Annotated in this window: 15 protein-coding genes; 10 read left to right on the forward strand and 5 right to left on the reverse strand. The window is 64.8% G+C overall.

The features are described from left to right. Positions 1 to 150: 150 nt before the first annotated feature. From RPF88_RS21410 to RPF88_RS21425, 4 genes are read left to right on the forward strand one after another with little or no spacing between them, the layout of a single operon-like run. Positions 151 to 1,032: a branched-chain amino acid ABC transporter permease gene (locus tag RPF88_RS21410; RefSeq protein ID WP_013528443.1), complete on the forward strand. Its 882-nt coding sequence runs from the start codon at positions 151 to 153 to the stop codon at positions 1,030 to 1,032. Further along, the gene (locus tag RPF88_RS21415) at positions 1,029 to 1,991 is read left to right on the forward strand and encodes a branched-chain amino acid ABC transporter permease (protein ID WP_337123160.1); all 963 of its coding nucleotides are present in this window, start codon (positions 1,029 to 1,031) and stop codon (positions 1,989 to 1,991) included. Before RPF88_RS21410 ends, RPF88_RS21415 begins: the two co-directional genes overlap by 4 nt. Next, positions 1,988 to 2,716: an ABC transporter ATP-binding protein gene (locus RPF88_RS21420; protein WP_337123161.1), complete on the forward strand. Its 729-nt coding sequence runs from the start codon at positions 1,988 to 1,990 to the stop codon at positions 2,714 to 2,716. The genes RPF88_RS21415 and RPF88_RS21420 overlap by 4 nt, the downstream gene beginning before the upstream one ends. Beyond that, positions 2,713 to 3,447, forward strand: a complete 735-nt coding sequence (locus RPF88_RS21425; RefSeq protein ID WP_127366620.1) for an ABC transporter ATP-binding protein — start codon at positions 2,713 to 2,715, stop codon at positions 3,445 to 3,447. The genes RPF88_RS21420 and RPF88_RS21425 overlap by 4 nt, the downstream gene beginning before the upstream one ends. On the opposite strand, the gene RPF88_RS21430 is transcribed toward RPF88_RS21425, so the two are convergent. Both RPF88_RS21430 and pncA read right to left on the reverse strand, forming a co-directional pair. Further along, on the reverse strand, positions 3,448 to 4,866 hold the full coding sequence (locus tag RPF88_RS21430; RefSeq protein WP_337123902.1) for a sodium:proton antiporter: 1,419 nt from the start codon (positions 4,864 to 4,866) through the stop codon (positions 3,448 to 3,450). A gap of 27 nt (positions 4,867 to 4,893) precedes the next feature. Beyond that, positions 4,894 to 5,508 carry a bifunctional nicotinamidase/pyrazinamidase gene (gene pncA / locus RPF88_RS21435; protein WP_013528448.1) on the reverse strand — a complete coding sequence of 205 codons (615 nt, stop codon included), beginning with the start codon at positions 5,506 to 5,508 and terminating at the stop codon, positions 4,894 to 4,896. A gap of 258 nt (positions 5,509 to 5,766) precedes the next feature. Here pncA and RPF88_RS21440 point away from each other — a divergent pair, with 258 nt between their 5' ends. From RPF88_RS21440 to RPF88_RS21465, 6 genes are read left to right on the forward strand one after another with little or no spacing between them, the layout of a single operon-like run. Continuing rightward, positions 5,767 to 6,621 (forward strand): FAD binding domain-containing protein, encoded by an 855-nt coding sequence (locus RPF88_RS21440; RefSeq protein WP_063170426.1) that lies wholly within the window; start codon positions 5,767 to 5,769, stop codon positions 6,619 to 6,621. Further along, positions 6,618 to 9,452 (forward strand): molybdopterin-dependent oxidoreductase, encoded by a 2,835-nt coding sequence (locus RPF88_RS21445; protein WP_337123162.1) that lies wholly within the window; start codon positions 6,618 to 6,620, stop codon positions 9,450 to 9,452. Before RPF88_RS21440 ends, RPF88_RS21445 begins: the two co-directional genes overlap by 4 nt. After that, complete coding sequence (locus RPF88_RS21450) at positions 9,449 to 10,990, forward strand: 6-hydroxynicotinate reductase (protein ID WP_337123163.1); 1,542 nt, start codon at positions 9,449 to 9,451, stop codon at positions 10,988 to 10,990. Before RPF88_RS21445 ends, RPF88_RS21450 begins: the two co-directional genes overlap by 4 nt. Beyond that, positions 10,990 to 11,874, forward strand: coding sequence for a UPF0280 family protein (locus RPF88_RS21455; protein WP_027161095.1), 885 nt, complete (start codon positions 10,990 to 10,992; stop codon positions 11,872 to 11,874). The genes RPF88_RS21450 and RPF88_RS21455 overlap by 1 nt, the downstream gene beginning before the upstream one ends. After that, a complete protein-coding gene (locus RPF88_RS21460; RefSeq protein ID WP_024502071.1) occupies positions 11,867 to 12,451 on the forward strand; it encodes an amino acid synthesis family protein in 585 nt (194 codons plus the stop codon). Before RPF88_RS21455 ends, RPF88_RS21460 begins: the two co-directional genes overlap by 8 nt. Beyond that, complete coding sequence (locus RPF88_RS21465; RefSeq protein WP_013528454.1) at positions 12,448 to 12,909, forward strand: MarR family winged helix-turn-helix transcriptional regulator; 462 nt, start codon at positions 12,448 to 12,450, stop codon at positions 12,907 to 12,909. The genes RPF88_RS21460 and RPF88_RS21465 overlap by 4 nt, the downstream gene beginning before the upstream one ends. Before the next feature lie 41 nt (positions 12,910 to 12,950). Here RPF88_RS21465 and RPF88_RS21470 read toward each other — a convergent pair whose 3' ends face one another. Genes RPF88_RS21470 through RPF88_RS21480 form a run of 3 tightly spaced genes read right to left on the reverse strand, consistent with a single transcriptional unit; the run spans position 12,951 to position 16,812 of the window. Further along, a complete protein-coding gene (locus RPF88_RS21470; RefSeq protein WP_013528455.1) occupies positions 12,951 to 13,919 on the reverse strand; it encodes a substrate-binding domain-containing protein in 969 nt (322 codons plus the stop codon). Then, positions 13,916 to 15,232: an ABC transporter permease gene (locus tag RPF88_RS21475; protein WP_013528456.1), complete on the reverse strand. Its 1,317-nt coding sequence runs from the start codon at positions 15,230 to 15,232 to the stop codon at positions 13,916 to 13,918. The genes RPF88_RS21470 and RPF88_RS21475 overlap by 4 nt, the downstream gene beginning before the upstream one ends. Beyond that, on the reverse strand, positions 15,229 to 16,812 hold the full coding sequence (locus RPF88_RS21480; RefSeq protein ID WP_337123164.1) for a sugar ABC transporter ATP-binding protein: 1,584 nt from the start codon (positions 16,810 to 16,812) through the stop codon (positions 15,229 to 15,231). The genes RPF88_RS21475 and RPF88_RS21480 overlap by 4 nt, the downstream gene beginning before the upstream one ends. Between the last annotated feature and the right edge of the window lie 125 nt (positions 16,813 to 16,937).

Below are 16,937 nucleotides of genomic sequence, written 5' to 3' on the forward strand. Positions count from 1 at the left end.
CGCCCCCCTCTGTCCTGCCGGACCCGGCCCTTCGCTGTCGCTCCGGGCGTTCGTCGTTCGGAAAGCCAAGCAATTGGCTTTCCGTCCGCTGCGCGGACCACTCCTCACCCCCCGCCAGGGGCGCGATTGCGCTATCGCTGGGCGTGTAGCATGCACTTCGGTCCCCACCTCCTCCTCGCCGCCCTCGAAGGCCTCGTCACCTCAGCCGTGCTGGCGCTGACCGCGCTCGGCCTGTCCTTGGTGTTCGGCGTCATGCGGGTGGTCAATGTCGCGCATGGTGAGTTCTTCATGCTGGGCGCCGTGCTCGCCTGGGCGATCACCACAGCCATTGGCGGCCATCCGGCGCTCGGCTTCCTGGCCGCACTTGTGATTGCGCCGCTGATCGTCGGCGCCATTGCGCTGGTCGCCGAACGGCTGGTGCTGCGCCGGCTCAACTACAATCCGGAAGCCACCATCGTCGCCACCATCGGCATGCTCTACATTATCCAGCAGCTGGCGCTGACCTTCTACGGTCCGGAGGCGCGACCGGTGGAGCCGCCGTTCAGCTACCGCATCCTTTTGCCGTGGTTCGGCTACTCCGGCTACAAACTGTCTGTCATCGCCGCCTCCGCGCTGCTGCTCACCGCGACATGGCTGGTGCTGACGCGCACCAGGATCGGCCTCGTCATGCGCGCCACGCAGTATGACAGCGAGACGGCGCAGGCCTTCGGCATTCCCGTCGGCCGCGTCTATGGCGGCGTCTTCGCGCTTGGCGCCATGCTGGCGGCCATTGCCGCGGTGCTGATCGTGCCGATCAGCCAGGCGCATTACCTGATGGGGCAGGACCCGCTGCTGCTCTCCTTCATCGTCGTCATCATCGGCGGCCTCGGCTCGCTGCGCGGCACGGTCGTCGCCGCCGTGCTGATCGGTCTCTCCGACGGCATCATCTCGATGTTCTTCTCGCCGACGCTGGCCAAGATCATCGCCACGCTGCTGGTCGCCATGGTGCTGGTGTTCCGTCCGCAAGGCTTGTTCGGGACGAGGTCGCGATGAGCGAAGCTTCGCCGGTAAAAGCCTATGCCCTGCATCTCGGCGTCGTCGGGCTGCTTTTCGTGCTGAGCTTCCTTCTGCCGGAATACTATCACGGCCTGCTCGCCCGCATCATGGTGCTGGCGGTGTTCGCCATGGGCTACAACATGCTGTTCGGCTATGTCGGCCTGCTCAGCCTCGGCCATGCCATGTTCTTTGCCGCCGGGCTCTATGGCGCCGGCCTTGCCGTCATCCAGCTCGGCTGGAGCGTACCAGCGGCGTTCGCCGCCGGGCTTGCCTGTGGTGTTGTTGTGTCACTCGTGATCGGCCTGCTGGCGCTGCGCACCACGGGCGTCGCCTTCATGATCGTCACCATGATGTTCGCGCAAGTGTTCTACCTCCTCATCCTCTACTTCGCGACGTGGACCGGCGGCGACCAGGGCATGGTCGTGCCGCAGCCGGCCCGTGTGCTCAGCTTCGGCGCGACATCGCTCGAGCTCACCAATCCGACCGTTCGCTACATGACGGCGCTGGCGCTGTTTTCCATCGTGCTGCTCGTCACATTGGGCGTCGTCCGCTCCCGCTATGGCCGCGTGCTGGTCGCCATCCGCGAAAATGAGGAGCGCACGAAGATGCTCGGATACGACACGTTTTCGAACAAGCTCGCCGCCGTCGTCATCTCCGGCATCATCTGCGCGGCCTCGGGTGCCGCCTATGCGCTGCTGTTCGGCTATGTCGGATCGAGCTTCGCGTCGGTGCAATATTCGATCCTGCCGCTGCTGTGGGTGCTGCTGGGCGGTGCTGCAACAACGCTCGGGCCGCTGATCGGCACGCTGTTCATGTACTATGTCATCGATATCACCAGCGGCTACACCTCCGCCTATCTGCTGATCGTCGGCATCGCGCTGATCCTTCTGGTGCTGTTCTTCCCCAAAGGCATTCTGGGCAGCATTAGGCAGCGCTGGCTCGGGTGGCTGCCATGATGCCGCTTTTGACCACCAAGGGCCTTTCTCGCGACTTCGGCGGCCTGCGTGCCGTCGACCGTGTGGATTTCTCCTTGATGCCGGGCGAAATCCGCGCCGTTATCGGCCCTAACGGGGCGGGCAAGACCACCTTCGTCAGCCTGGTCAGCGGCCGCATCCAGCCGTCTGCCGGCATGATCGTCTTCGACGGCGCCGACATCACCAATCTGCCTGCCTATGTCAGGGTCCGCAGGGGGATCGCCTACACCTTCCAGCTCACCAGCGTCTATGCCAACCTGTCCGTCTACGCCAACGTCGCGCTGCCCGCGCAACTGACGCTGCGGCATGGCAGCCATTCCAGGAGCGCGATACAGGCCGCTGTCATGACCGCACTCGAACGCACCGGCCTGGCCGATCGCGCCCACATGCCGGCCGGGCAGTTGTCCTACGGCCATCAGCGCCTGCTGGAAGTGGCGATGGGCCTGGCGCTGAAGCCGCGCCTGCTGATCCTCGACGAGCCGACGCAAGGGCTGGCCGACAGCGAGATCGACAATTTCGTCACCCTGGTGCGAGAGATCGCCAAGAATGCCACCGTGCTTCTGATCGAGCACAACATGCCTGTCGTCATGCAACTGGCCGACCGCATCACCGTCTTCAATGCCGGCAAGATCCTCGCCGAAGGCACGCCCGAAGCGATCCGCGAAAACGTGGCGGTGCAGGAAGCCTATTTGGGGACTGCCCCATGACCGAGGCAAACCAGGCCGAGGCCACGCCTCAAGCACTCACCATTTCGGGGCTCGACTGCTTCTATGGCGAGGTCCAGGTGCTCTATGGCCTCGACCTGGTGCTGAACAAAGGCGAGGTGCTGTGCCTGTTCGGCCGCAATGGAGCCGGCAAGACGACGACACTCAAGGCCATCATGGGGCTGGTCCCCTCGAGCGCCGGCTCGATCAGGCTCGATGGCAAGGAGGTGACCGGCCTGCCGGCGCATGAGGTGCCGAAGGCCGGCGTCGCCTATGTGCCGCAGGGAAGGCGACTGTTCGCCGAAATGACGGTGGCGGAAAACATCGAGATCGGCCTGATGGCGCGCGGCAAGGGCAAGGCGACGCGTGAAAACGTGCTCGACCTCTTTCCATTGCTGCGCCAGCGGCTGCGGCAGCGTTCCGGCACACTGTCCGGCGGCGAACAGCAGATGCTGGCGATGGCGCGTGCACTCTGCCTCGAACCGCAGGTGCTATTGCTCGACGAGCCGACCGAAGGGCTGATGCCGTCGATGATCGCCAAGATCCGCGAGACGGTGTCGACGCTGCGTGACATGGGCGTGTCGACCATCCTGGTCGAACAACGGGTCGATGCAGTGCTTTCTGTCGCCGACCGCGTTGCCTTCGTCGAAAACGGCCGCAACCGCGAGACAGTCGATGTCCAAGAACTGCGCGCCGATCCGTCAGCGGTGCGCCGTTATGTCGGCGTGGGTTGATCAGCCGAAGAACAGAAAACCCGCTACCAAAAATGTCGGGATCAGCACCAGGCCCGACCATGCCATATAGCCGAAAAAGCCCGGCATCTTCACGCCGCGATGTCGGGCGATGGCGTAGACCATGAAGTTCGGCGCATTGCCGATATAGGTGTTGGCGCCCATGAACACCGCGCCGGCCGAGATCGCGGCAAGCGTCGAAGCGAACTCCGTCATCAGGTGCCGGGGGTCACCGCCGGCAAGCTCGAAGAACACCAGATAAGTCGGCGCATTGTCGAGGAAGGATGACAGCGTCCCCGTCAGCCAGAAATAGGCGAGATCGTTGGGCTGGCCGGAGGAAGAACTCACAAGCGACACCAGCGGCGCCAGCGCACCCACACGGCCTGCCCTGAGGATGGCGATGACCGGCACGATGCAGATGAAGATGCCGGCAAACAATTTGGCCACCTCTGCTATCGGACCCCAGTTGAAGCCATTGGCCTCGCGGTATTCCTTGCGCGAAATGACAAGTGAAACGAGGGCGAGCGCCAGGATCATGGCGTCGCGCACCAGGTTCTGCAGTTCCAGGCTGACGCCGAACACGGAGAAGCTGACGCCCGGCTTCCAAGCCGCCGATAGCAGGATGGCGACGATCACCCCCGCCAGCAGCGGAAGGTTGGCCAGGCCGCGCAGGCGCACCTTGGTATCCGGTGTCGGGTCCTTGATCTTCGGCGCGCCAGCCTCGCGCCGGTGCAGGATGATGTCGATCACCAGAAAAATGCCCAGGACGACACCGCCGACGAACAGCGTCTCGCGCCAGAGGTTCGTCGTCGTCCAGAAGAAGTCGACGCCGCGCAGGAAGCCGACGAACAGCGGCGGATCGCCAAGCGGCGTCAGCGAGCCGCCGATGTTGGACACCAGGAAGATGAAGAAGATGACGACATGGGCGTTGAACGGCCTGTTATCGTTGGCGCGGATGATCGGCCGGATCAGGATCATCGAGGCACCGGTCGTGCCGATCACCGAGGCCAGCAGCGCGCCGACCAGCAGCAGGCCGGCATTCACCAGCGGCGTGCCGTGAATGTTGCCGGCAAGGAGAATGCCGCCGGAAATGGTGAACAGCGCAAACAGCAGGATGATGAACGACATGTATTCGGTGAGCAACGCATGCAGCACCGCTTCGGTCGCTGTGGGGACACCGAAGGCAACCGCCAGCGGCAGGACCACCAGAGCGCCCCAAAGGGCCGCGATCTTGCCGTAGTGATGCTCCCAGACATGAAGAAACAGCAGCGGACCAGTGGCGATCGACAACAGCAGCCCGGCAAAGGGCAGCGCCCACCACAGCGACATCGAAGCGCCGGGCAGGCCGTGTTCCTCCGCCCCGAAAGCCTGTGCCGGAAACAGCACGGCCACGACGATTGCCGCTTTCGTCGCGACCCACAAAAAGCCCCTCTTGTGCCTCACGATCCGTCAGTCCGACAAAGGGTCTTCGAGCCTCACGCCGGCGTCGCGCATGCGCTGCAGCATGGCATTGAGCGAACCGTTGAGATCGATGCCGCGGCAGGCATCCAGCCGCACTGTGGTTTTGAAGCCCTGGCTGACGGCATCCAGCGCCGAAAAGCCGACGCAGAAATCGGTCGCCAGCCCGACCAGGGTCAGCGTGTCGATGCCGCGCTCCCGGAGGTAGCCGGCAAGGCCGGTCTGGGTCGTGCGGTCGTTCTCGAAGAAGGCCGAGTAGCTGTCGATATCAGGCCGAAATCCCTTGCGAATGACGAGCTCGGCCTTGGTCCAGGCGAGGCCGGAATGGAAATCCGAGCCCAGGCTGCCCTGGATACAGTGGTCCGGCCACAGCGTCTGCTGGCCGTACGGCATTTCGATCATGGTGAAGGGCTGCGCGCCCGGATGGCTGGAAGCAAAGCTGGAGTGACCGGCGGGATGCCAGTCCTGCGTCAGCACGACATGGTCGGTTCGCCTGATCAGGTCGTTGACCAGCGGCACGATCTCGTCGCCGCCGGCAACCGCCAGCGCGCCGCCGGGACAAAAATCGTTCTGCAGGTCGATGACGACAAGCGCTTCGTCGGCCATGGGCTTTCCTCTTCCGTATGCAGGCTCCAGTGGAAAATGCCGCTGACGCGACCGGACGCAGAAACTTGACCAGATGGCCGGCCGCGTCAACCTCTCAAGCCATAACAAATGCGTGCCGGCGGCGCGGCGGCAAACTCCGGCTTTGACAAATCCTGCCAGCTTGATATCATTTGCATACGAATGAATTTTCCGACCCCTGTGCTGGAAGGATCTTTCGAAGTACCAGCTCTGGAAGGCCTCTTTTCGGGAAGGCAAAGCGTGATCCGTTACGCGAAACCCACCTCGGTCGACGAAGCGCTCGCTTTGCTTGGCGAGGGCGCCTGGCGCATCCTTGCCGGTGGCACCGATTTCTATCCGGCACAGGGCAGCAAACCGATCCGCGACAATGTTCTCGACATTAACGGCCTGGCGGCGCTGTGCGGCATTGCCGAGGCGAGCGACCATTTCGTCATCGGCGCGCGCACGACCTGGACCGACATCGTCCGCCATCCCTTGCCGCCGGCCTTCGAGGCGCTGAAGCAGGCGGCGCGAGAGGTCGGCTCGGCGCAGATCCAGAACGTCGCCTCGGTCGCCGGCAATCTCTGCAACGCCTCGCCTGCCGCCGACGGCGTGCCGGCCCTGCTCGTCCTCGATGCCGAGGTCGAGCTGCGCTCGGTGGCAGCGACGCGGCACCTGCCGTTGCAGGACTTCATTCTCGGCAATCGCCGCACGGCTCTGCTGCCCGGTGAGATGGTCACGGCGATCCGCGTGCCGAAGCCCAGCGGCACGTCGGCTTTCGTCAAGCTTGGCGCCCGGCGCTACCTCGTCATTTCCATTGCCATGGTGGCGGCACGTCTGGCCGTCGACAATGGCACCGTCCGGCAAGCGGCGGTCGCAGCCGGCTCCTGTTCGGTGGTGGCCAAGCGGCTGGCCGGCGTCGAAGCCGCGTTGTGCGGGCTGCCGGTGGATGGCGAGCTTGCCGATGCGGTCCTGTCCGCGCCGATGAGCGAACTGTCGCCGATCGCCGATGTGCGCGGCAGCGCCGAATACCGGCTTGATGCAGTGCGCGAGATTGTTGCCCGCGCCGTGCTTGCGGCTGTGGGGCGGACGACTGGCGAAGAGGTGGCGGCATGAGCCAGGTTCAACCTGACGTGCGTGAAGCAGTGCCCGACCTGGGCGCCGTTCGGCCTGCTCGCGGCCCGGAGCGCGTTGACATCGCCTTCGAGGTCAATGGCAGCGCCGTATCGGTCAATGTGCCGCCGCTGCGCCGGCTGTCCCTGGTGCTGCGCGACGAACTGGGGCTGACCGGCACCAAGGTCGGCTGCGATGCCGGCGATTGCGGCGCCTGTACGGTGCTGGTCGACGGCGATCCCGTCTGCGCCTGCCTGATGTCGGCGGCGTCCGCTGCCGGCGCATCGGTGACGACCGTGGAAGGGCTTGCCAACGGCCGGCTGTCGGCGTTGCAGGCCTCTTTCCTCGCCCACGGCGCGGCGCAGTGCGGGATTTGCACGCCCGCCCTGTTGGTTGCGGCGACGGCGTTGCTGGAGAAGAAGGCGAGCCCCACCGAGGTCGAGGTACAGGACGCGCTCGGCGGAATTCTGTGCCGCTGCACCGGCTACCGGAAGATCATTGCCGCAGTGATGGATGCCCCCCTGCAGGCAGCAAGCCTGGATTTCCGCTTGCCCCGGTCAGGCCACGCGATCGGTTCCTCGCCCATCCGGCTCGACGGCGTGCCGAAGGTCACCGGGGCTGAGAAATTCGGCAGCGATTCCTTCCCCGCCGATGCACTGGCGGTACTGGTGATCCGCTCTCCGCATTATCACGCCAGCTTCGCCTTCGGTGACCTCGATGGCTGGGCGAAGGCACATCCCGGCGTTGCCGGCGTCTTCACCGCAGCCGACATTCCGGGAAAAAACTGTTTCGGCGTCATCGGCCCGTTCGCCGACCAGCCGGCACTGGCCGAAGGGTTTGCCCGCCTTCGCGGTGAGGCGGTGGCGTTGGTCGCTGGCGAGCGCGAGGCGATGCTCGATATCGACCTCTCGGATTTTCCGATCCGCTGGACCGAATTGCCGCATGTTCTCCAATCCTGCGAAGCGCGCGCCGGCGGTGCCAAGCTCATCCATGAGAACAGACCGGCAAACCTGCTGACCTCCGGCTTCGTCGAACGCGGCGATCCGGAAGGGGCCCTTGCCGGTGCAGCGTTCACGGTGTCCGGCGTCATCGACACCTCCTATGTCGAGCACGCCTATATCGAACCGGAAGCCGGCTATGCCTATGTGGACGGCGACACGCTGGTCGTCGTCGCCTGCACCCAGGCGCCCTATATGGACCGCGACGAGACGGCGAAGGTGCTCGGCCTTGCCGTCGACAAGGTGCGCATCGTGCCGACCGCGACCGGCGGCGGTTTCGGCTCGAAGCTCGACGTCACGCTGCAGCCGCTGATCGGCCTTGTGGCGATGAAGACAGGGCGGCCGGCGGCACTTGCCTACACCCGCACCGAATCGATGATGTCGACCACCAAGCGCCATCCGGCCGAGATGAAGGCGACCATCGGCGCCGATGCCGACGGCCTTGTCACCGGCATGATTTTTGAAGGCGATTTCAACACCGGCGCCTATGCAAGCTGGGGCCCTACCGTGGCCAACCGCGTGCCGGTGCACGCCTCCGGACCCTACGCGACGCCGAACTACCGCGCCGAAGGCCGCGCCATCCATACGCATGGGCCGATCTCCGGCGCCTTCCGCGGCTTCGGCGTGCCGCAAGCGACGATCATGCAGGAGACCCTCTATGATGAGCTGGCCGGCAAGCTCGGCATGGACAGGCTCGATTTTCGCCTGAAGAACTGCCTTCGTAACGGCTCCGAAACGGTCACAGGACAGCTTCTGGACTCGGGCGTCGGCATTGCCGAATGCCTCGAATCGCTGCGGCCGCACTGGGCGCGCGCAGCGGCCGATGCGGAGGCATTCAACAGTGCCAACACAGATAGGAAGCGCGGCCTCGGCGTCGCGTCCTGCTGGTATGGCTGCGGCAACACCTCGCTGCCCAATCCGTCGACCATTCGGGTCGGCATCGCGGCCGACGGCACGGTCATCCTGCACCAGGGCGCTGTCGATATCGGCCAGGGTTCGAACACGGTCATCGCCCAGATCTGCGCCGACGCACTCGGCCTGCCGCTGGAGAGATTCCAGCTGAAGAGCGCTGATACATCAATTACTCCCGATGCCGGCAAGACATCGGCCTCGCGCCAGACCTTCGTCACCGGCAAGGCGGCCGAAAAGGCCGGCCGCGCCTTGCGTGAAAAGATCCTGCGTTTCGCCAATGTTTCGGAAAAAGCCGCTCTCCAACTCGACGGCCCGGCGATCGTCATCCGCGAAGGCGAAGCCACGCGCCGCATCGACCTCACGACGTTGGACCTGGATGCCGAGGGCTTCGTCTTCCGCGCCGAGGAGAGCTACGACCCGCCGACGCTGCCCCTCGATGCCAAGGGCCAGGGCAAACCCTACGCCGTTTACGGCTATGGCGCGCAGATTGCCGAACTGGAGGTCGATCTCAAGCTCGGCACGGTGAAGCTCATCAAGATCACCGCCGCGCATGATGTGGGCAAGGCGATCAACCCGCTGCTGGCCGAAGGCCAGATCGAAGGCGGTATCGCGCAAGGCATCGGCATGGCGCTGATGGAAGAGTACATCCCCGGCCGCACCGAGAACCTGCACGATTATCTCATCCCGACCATTGGCGACGTGCCGCCGATCGAGACCATCCTGATAGAAGTTCCGGATCCGGAAGGACCCTTTGGCGCCAAGGGTTTGGGCGAGCATGTGCTGATCCCGACTGCGCCGGCAATCCTCAACGCCATCCGCCACGCCACCGGCGTTCTGATCACCAAGGTTCCGGCGACGCCGACGCGTATCCGCGCTGGCATCCGCGAAAAAGATGGCATCCGCGAAAAGGAGGCACGCCGATGAGCGAGCTTGCCGAACGCTTCGAGACCCATGATCCCGGTGAGAAGCTGGTGGCGGAGAAGATCCGCTGCGATGCCTGTCCGGTGATGTGCTACATCGCTGATGGTCGCACCGGCGCCTGCGACCGCTACGGCAATGTCGGCGGCAGGATCGTGCGGATGGACCCGCTGACCATCCTCGACCATGCGGCCGAGGCCGGCGCGGCAATCGTGCCCTTCGTCGCCGAGGGCGAACAATGGGACGGCGAACTGGTCAACACCGGCCGCCGCTTCGTTACCGCCATTGGTGCCGGCACCACCTATCCCGACTACAAGCCGGCGCCGTTCATCGTCAGCCAGGAAGTCGAAGGCATCGATCTCGTCACCGTCGTCACGGAAGGCATTTTTTCGTACTGCGGCGTCAAGGTGAAGATCGACACCGACCGGCATATCGGACCCGAGACGGCTATTGTGCGATCGCAAGGCGAGGCAATCGGCCATGTCACGACGGGTGAGTATGGCTCGCAGATGCTGTCGCTGGGCGGCGTACATCATCTGACCGGCGGCTCGAAGGCCGAAGGACGCGCCACCTGCGACGCGCTGCTCAATCTGTGCAACCGCAAGCCGGTGGAATTCGCCATCGACGGCGGCGCCACCATAACAGTCGAAGCCGGCAAAGCGCCTGTCATCGACGGCAAGCAGGAACATCGCATGCGCGTCGGCTGCGGCTCGGCGACCATCGGCATGTTCGCCACGCAATGGCGTGGCCTTGTCGACGAGGTGGTGGTGGTCGACGACCACATCACCGGCGTCGTTTCCGAGCATCAGGCCGGCAAGGTGCTGGGCTGGCAGGACACAGGGATAAAGATCCTCGGCCGCCGTTCGACGCCGGGCCGCTATTTCAAGGTGTCCGAGCCAGGCCTCGGCTGGGGCGGCACCAGCATTTCAGACCCGCTGTCGATCCTTGGCGAGTGGAACGCCAAGAAGGGTGCGCGGCCGGGCCTGTCGCTGCTGATGGTTTCGACCACCGGCGAGCAATTCGCCTATTACGAGCTCGACGACGAGTTGAAGCCGGTGCAAAAGCCGTTTCCGGAACGGCTGCAAAAGTCGGTCGGCCTGATCGAGGACAATTGCGAGCCGGCTTTGTGCACGGTGCTGTTCATCGGCGGCGCCGGCGGTTCGCTGCGCGCCGGTGTCACCGAAAACCCGGTCAATCTCACCCGCTCGGTTCAGGGCCTGACCACCTATGTCACGGTCGGCGGCGCGCCGGTCTATGTCTGGCCGGGCGGCGGCATCACGCTGATGGTCGATGTCACACGGGTGCCGGAAGGCGCCTTCGGCTATGTGCCTACACCGGCGCTGGTGGCGCCGATCGAATTCACGCTGCGCCGCGACGACTATGTCAGGCTCGGCGGGTACGAGGCCGAGATCCGCAGCGTCGAGGATATTGTCGCAAAAGGCGGTGAGTACCTGAATCCGCGCCGCGGCACAGGCGCCGAAACCAACAATCCATGGCCGCCACTCGCGCAGCTACGTCGTGCCGGCTCGAACGGGGCCGGGTGATGCAAGGCCCGCAAGCCCATTGGCTGCAGGACGGCAAGCGGCTGCATCTCAACCACGGGCCGATCGACCTGATCGTCGAGGTTTTTGGTGAGGCGGATGAATGCCGCCGAGCCTATGAACAGGCCATAGCGCGGTTCCAGACGATCCTGGTGGAGCTGGTCGAGGAACTCCCCGAATTGCGGCTGCCGGCGTTTTTCCTGGCGCCGCGCACCTTCGCCGGCCCGACGGCGCGCCGCATGGAGGCAGCCGTCATGCCCCTGGCGGAATGCTTTATAACTCCGATGGCGGCCGTCGCGGGATCGGTAGCCGACGAAATGCTCGCCGCATTGCTTGCCGGTCGCAAGATCGAGCGCGCCTATGTCAACAATGGCGGCGACTGCGCGCTCCATATCGGCAAGGGCCAGTCGATGGGTCTGGCGGTAGCCGGTACCGGCAACGGCATGGCCGACCGGATCACGATCCGCGCGGAAGATGGCGTTCGCGGCGTCGCCACCAGCGGTTGGCGTGGCCGCTCCTTCTCGCTTGGCATTGCCGACGCCGTCACCGTGCTGGCGCGGACCGGCGCCGAAGCCGATGCGGCGGCGACGCTCATTGCCAACGCGGTGGACCTGCCCGGCAATCCCGCCATCAAGCGCATTTCCGCACACGAACTGTCGCCCGACAGCGATCTCGGCTCGCGGCTGGTGACGCAAGGCGTCGGCACGCTTGCCCTTGGCGAAGTGGCGCGCGCGCTGGACAATGGCCTTGCCGTCGCCGAAGATTTTCGCCGGCGGGGGCTTATTGCCGGGTCGGCGCTGTTTCTCGGCGGCGAGATCCGCATCAGTGGCTCGGTTGCGCTGGCCGCGCCCAACGAAACTTCGAGGGAGGAAGTTGCCCATGCCTGAGTTTCCGATCCGCAAGATCGCGGTTCTGACCGAAGAGATCTTTCACGAGGGCGGGCCGGTGGCCAAGGTGCCGCGCCGCCGTGCCGCCGCCATGGCGCTGGTAAAGAACCCGTTCGCCGGGCGCTATGTCGAGGAGCTGCAGAGCGCCATGGACGATCTCAAGCCGCTCGGCCTGCTGCTCGCCGACCGGCTGATCGCGGCGCTCGGCGGCGACGTCAAGCAGATCGACGGCTACGGCAAAGGCGCCATTGTCGGCACCGCAGGTGAGCTGGAACACGGCGCGCTCTGGCATGTGCCCGGCGGCTACGCCATGCGCGAGCGGCTCGGCGACGCCAAGGCGATCGTGCCGTCGGCCAAGAAGGTCGGCGCTTTCGGTTCGAAGCTCGACGTGCCGCTCGGCCACATCAACGCCGCCTATGTGCGCAGCCATTTCGACGCCATGGAAGTCGGCATGTCCGATGGTCCGCGCCCCGACGAGATCCTGTTCTGCCTCGCCATGACTTGTGGCCCGCGCATCCACGATCGCATGGGTGGTCTCGCGGCCGATGACATCAAAGCCTGGGATGGGCTGCGGTGAGCGGCGAGGACAATCTGCTCAAGCTGGTCGAGGTCGAGGCGCCGGACGACCAGGATTACCTCCTGCAGGAGCAGGTCGGCTTCATCCTGCGCAAGGCGCATCAGCGCCATGTCGCGATCTTTGCCGCGCATATCGGCGATCTGACGCCGCCGCAATTTGCGGCGTTGGCCAAGCTGCGTGACGTCGGCGAGACCTCGCAGAACCAGCTCGGCACGCTGATCGCGATGGATGCGGCGACGGTCAAGGGCGTCATCGACCGGCTGAAGGCGCGCGGCCTGGTCGAGCTTTCCAGGCACGAGGTCGACAAAAGACGGCTGCTGGTCAATCTGACCGCGGCAGGCCGCGATGCCATCGAGCGCCTGATCCCGCTGGCGCGCGAGATCACAAAGGAGACGCTGGCGCCGCTCTCGGCCAAGGAGATCGCCACCTTCATGAAGCTGCTGGTGAAGCTGGCTTAGACCCGCCGGGCGCCAAAGGAGCACCCGGCAGGAAGTTTGCCTCAGAGGCCGTTGTCCTTCAGCACCTGGGCGGCGTTTTCCTTGGTGATCTTCTCGGTTGGCAGGGTAATGGTCTTTTCGACTTTCTCGCCGTTGAGGAACTTGATCGCCTGGCGCAGGCCTTCGGCACCGGGAGTGACATAGGTGAAGGTCGCCGTCAGCTCGCCCTTGTTCACCATCTGCACGCCTTCATTGGGCAGGCCGTCGATACCAATGAACTTGATGTCCTTCTCGCGGCCGACATCCTTGGCGGCGAGATAGGCGCCATAGGCCATCGGGTCGTTGTGGCCGTAGACGAGATCGATCTTCTCGTTGCTCTTCAGCGCGTTGGCCATCAGATTGTAGGCTTGGTCCTGCTTCCAGTCGCCCGATTGCTGGTCGAGCAGATATTTGATGCCCGGCTCCTTGTCGGTGAATTCGTGAAAGCCGTCATGGCGGTCATGCGCCGGCTGGGTGCCCATGCCGCCCCAGATCTCGACGACGTTGCCTGCAGCCTTGCCCTTGCCGCCCAGCAGTTCGACGGCATATTCGCCGGCCGCGCGGCCGATCAGCGCGTTGTCGCCGCCGACGAACTGCGTGTAGTCCTTGGTGTCGACATTGCGGTCGAGCACGAAGACCGGGATCTTGGCGTCGATCGCCTGCTGCACGACGCCGGTCAGGCCGGCCGATTCCTTCGGTGACACCAACAGCGCATCGACCTCCTGGCGGATCAGGTTCTCGACATCGGCGACCTGCTTTTCGGTCTTGTCCTCGCCGTCGGTGATGATCAGCTCGACCTCGGGGTGCTTGGCGGCTTCGGCCAGGATGTCCTTGTTGAACTGCGCGCGCCAGGGCTCGATGGTCGTCACTTGGGAGAAGCCGATCTTCCACTTCTTGTCCTGAGCGTAAGCGTTGCCAGTGGTCAGCAGCGCGGTGGTGGTCAGCAGTGCCGCGGTCACGGCGGCAAGCTTCAGCATGTCACGTCGTTTCATTTTTTGTTTCCTCCGAGATTGAGAGACGGTGTCTCTTGCGACGGCCGCTTTGCCGCGGCCGTTTCCTTGTGCGCCGATTGCCCGCCGGGCAGGCGCAGATAGGCCAGGAGATCACCGGCATTGCGCTCCTGCACGAGCACGGTGCCGATGATGATCATCCCCTTCAGCACCAGCTGAAGGTTCGAATTGATGTTGTGGAGCTGCAGGATGTTGGAGAGCAGACCGAAGATCAGCACGCCGCAGAACGTGCCGATGAGGCTGCCGCGCCCGCCCATCAGGCTGGTGCCGCCTATGACCACAGCGGCAATGGCGTCGAGCTCCAGCCCGGCGCCGGCATCCGGCTTGCCTTGCCGGTACTGCGCGACATAGAGCACGGCGGCAATGCCGGCGAGCAGCCCGGAGACGGCATAGGTGGCGATCTTGACGCGGCCGGCGGCGATGCCGGAGAGGCGCGCCGCCTCCTCGTTGCCGCCGATGGCATAGACATAGCGGCCGAACGGCGTGAAGCGCAGCACCGCGCCGTAGATCACGATGGCGCCGAGGAAGAACAGGCCCGGCATCGGGATGATGCCGAACACCAGCGAGCGCAGGATCTCGAAATCGGCGGTGGCGTTGGAGCCTGTATAGACCGGCAGCACCGCATTGTTCTGGCCGGCGGTCAGCCGTGCGATGCCGAGCGCCGTCACCATCATAGCCAGGGTGACGATGAAGGGCTGCAGCCGTCCGGCAACGATGATGAAGCCGTTGAGCGCGCCGAACAGCAAACCAACGCACGGCGCCACCAGCAGCACGCCGAGCACGCCGAATTTCGGCTCGATCTGCGGCAGCAGAAACCACAGCGACAGGCAGCACAAGACCACGCCGACGACGGCGGGCGTGATCAGGCCGCGAATCCCGTCCAGCCTGATCTCGCGGACGAGATCGGCGCCGGCACGGGACTTTGCCAGGTTCTGGAAGATGAAGCGGGTGACGACGAAACCGAGGCAAAGCGCCACCAGCGCGACGGTCGGCACGCCCAGCACGACGCCCGGCGTCACGCCTGGGACCGTCAGCAGCATGGCACAGACCACCGAGCAGATGGCCATCAGCGAGCCGACGGAGAGATCGATGCCGCCGGTGATGATGACAGCCGTCATGCCGGTGGCGATCAGCCCGGTGGTCGAGACCTGGCGCAGCACGTCGAGCAGGTTGCCGTAGGAGAGGAAGATGTTGTTGCCCTTGGAACTCATCGGCGAGCCCAGCACGCCGATCAGGAAGATGGCGATCAGGCCCCAGTAGAGCTTGGTACGGGACAGGAGTTTCAGGGCAGTCATGCGGCTGGTCTCGATATGGTCCTGCGCGGGGCGGCGAGACGCATGATGGCCTCCTCGCTGGCCGCGTCGCGGGAAAGAATGCCTGTCTGGCGGCCATCGGCCATCACCAGGATGCGGTCGGAGAGATGCAAAAGCTCCGGCAGTTCGGAGCTGATGACGGCGATGGCCAGTCCATCGCGCGCCAGCTTGAAGATCAGGTCGTAGATCTCGCGTTTGGCGCCGACATCGATGCCGCGCGTCGGCTCGTCCAGCAACAGCACCCTTGGCCTGGTCGCCAGCCACTTGCCGATGACGACCTTCTGCTGGTTGCCGCCGGACAGCGTGCCGGCAGGCTGGTCGATGTCCCGGCAGCGGATGCCGAGCGCCTTGACCGCCTGCCGCGCCAGCCCCTGCTCGGCGGCCAGCGAGCGGATGCCGAAGCGGGACAGCGACCCGACCAGCGGCAGCGCGACATTGTCTGCGATCGAAGCCTGCAGATGCAGGCCTTGCGTCTTGCGGTCCTCGGTGACCAGTGCAATGCCCAGCCGCCTTGCGTCGCGGGGCGAACGGATATCCACAGGCCGGCCGTCGACCTGGATTTCGCCACCGGTGCGGCCATCGCTCGAGCCGAAGATCGCTTCCAGGATCTCGGTTCGGCCCGAACCCAGCAGCCCGCCAATGCCGAGGATCTCTCCGGCGGCAAGATCGAAGCCAACGCCGTCGATCACCGTGCGCCAGCCATGCGCATCGGGCTTCGAGAGCGACAGGTTTTCGACCGAAAGCACAATGTTGCCGCCGGAGTGGCGCTCTTCCTGGGAGGAAGCGAGCAGGTTGCGTCCGACCATCGCCGAAATGATCGCATCTTCGTCCAGCCTGGCCATCGGCTCGGTCAGTACATGGCGGCCGTCGCGAAACACGGTGACGCGGCTGGCCAGATGCATGACCTCGTCGATGCGGTGCGAGATGTAGACGATGGCGACACCGCTCTCGGCAAGCTGGCGGATGATGCGGAACAGCCGCTGGCATTCGGCCGGCGACAGCGCCGAGGTCGGCTCGTCCATGATCAGGATGCGTGCCGACATCGACAGCGCCTTGGCGATCTCGACCAGCTGCTGCTCGCCGACACGCAGGGCACCGACGCGGGCTTGCGGATCGAGCTCGATGCCGAGCCGCTGCAACAAAGCGCCCGCCGCGCGGCTGCTTGCCTTGCGGTCGACAATCAGCCCGGCGATCAGCTTCTCGCGGCCAAGGAAGATGTTGTCGGCGACGCTGAGTTCGGGCACCAGGTTGAGCTCCTGATGAATGATGGCAATGCCGGCATCCTCGGCGTCGCGTACGCCAGCGAAATTGACAGGGTGGCCATCGACGCTGACCGTGCCTTCATGGCCGGTGTAGACGCCGGAGAGGATCTTCATCAGCGTCGACTTGCCGGCGCCGTTCTCGCCCATCAAGGCATGAACCTCGCCGCGCCGCAGCTCGAAGCCGACATCGACCAGGGCGGCGATGCCGCCGAAGCTCTTGGAAATATGCTCGGCGCTCAGAACGGTGTCCGACCGATCGGCAGCGCCGTGCTGCGGGGAAAGGGAACTGCTCTCTCGCATGACAATGGCGGCCTCCCTTCCGTCGTCGTCAACTTCCCGCAAACGCTAATCTAAACGTTTCGATCATGTCAAGCTGATATGAGGTACCGCATGTTTACTGCATTTCGATTCTTGCTAAAAAGGAC

The organism is Mesorhizobium sp. ISC11, from assembly GCF_037162595.1.
In the GTDB taxonomy this organism is placed as follows: Bacteria; Pseudomonadota; Alphaproteobacteria; order Rhizobiales; family Rhizobiaceae; genus Mesorhizobium; species Mesorhizobium ciceri.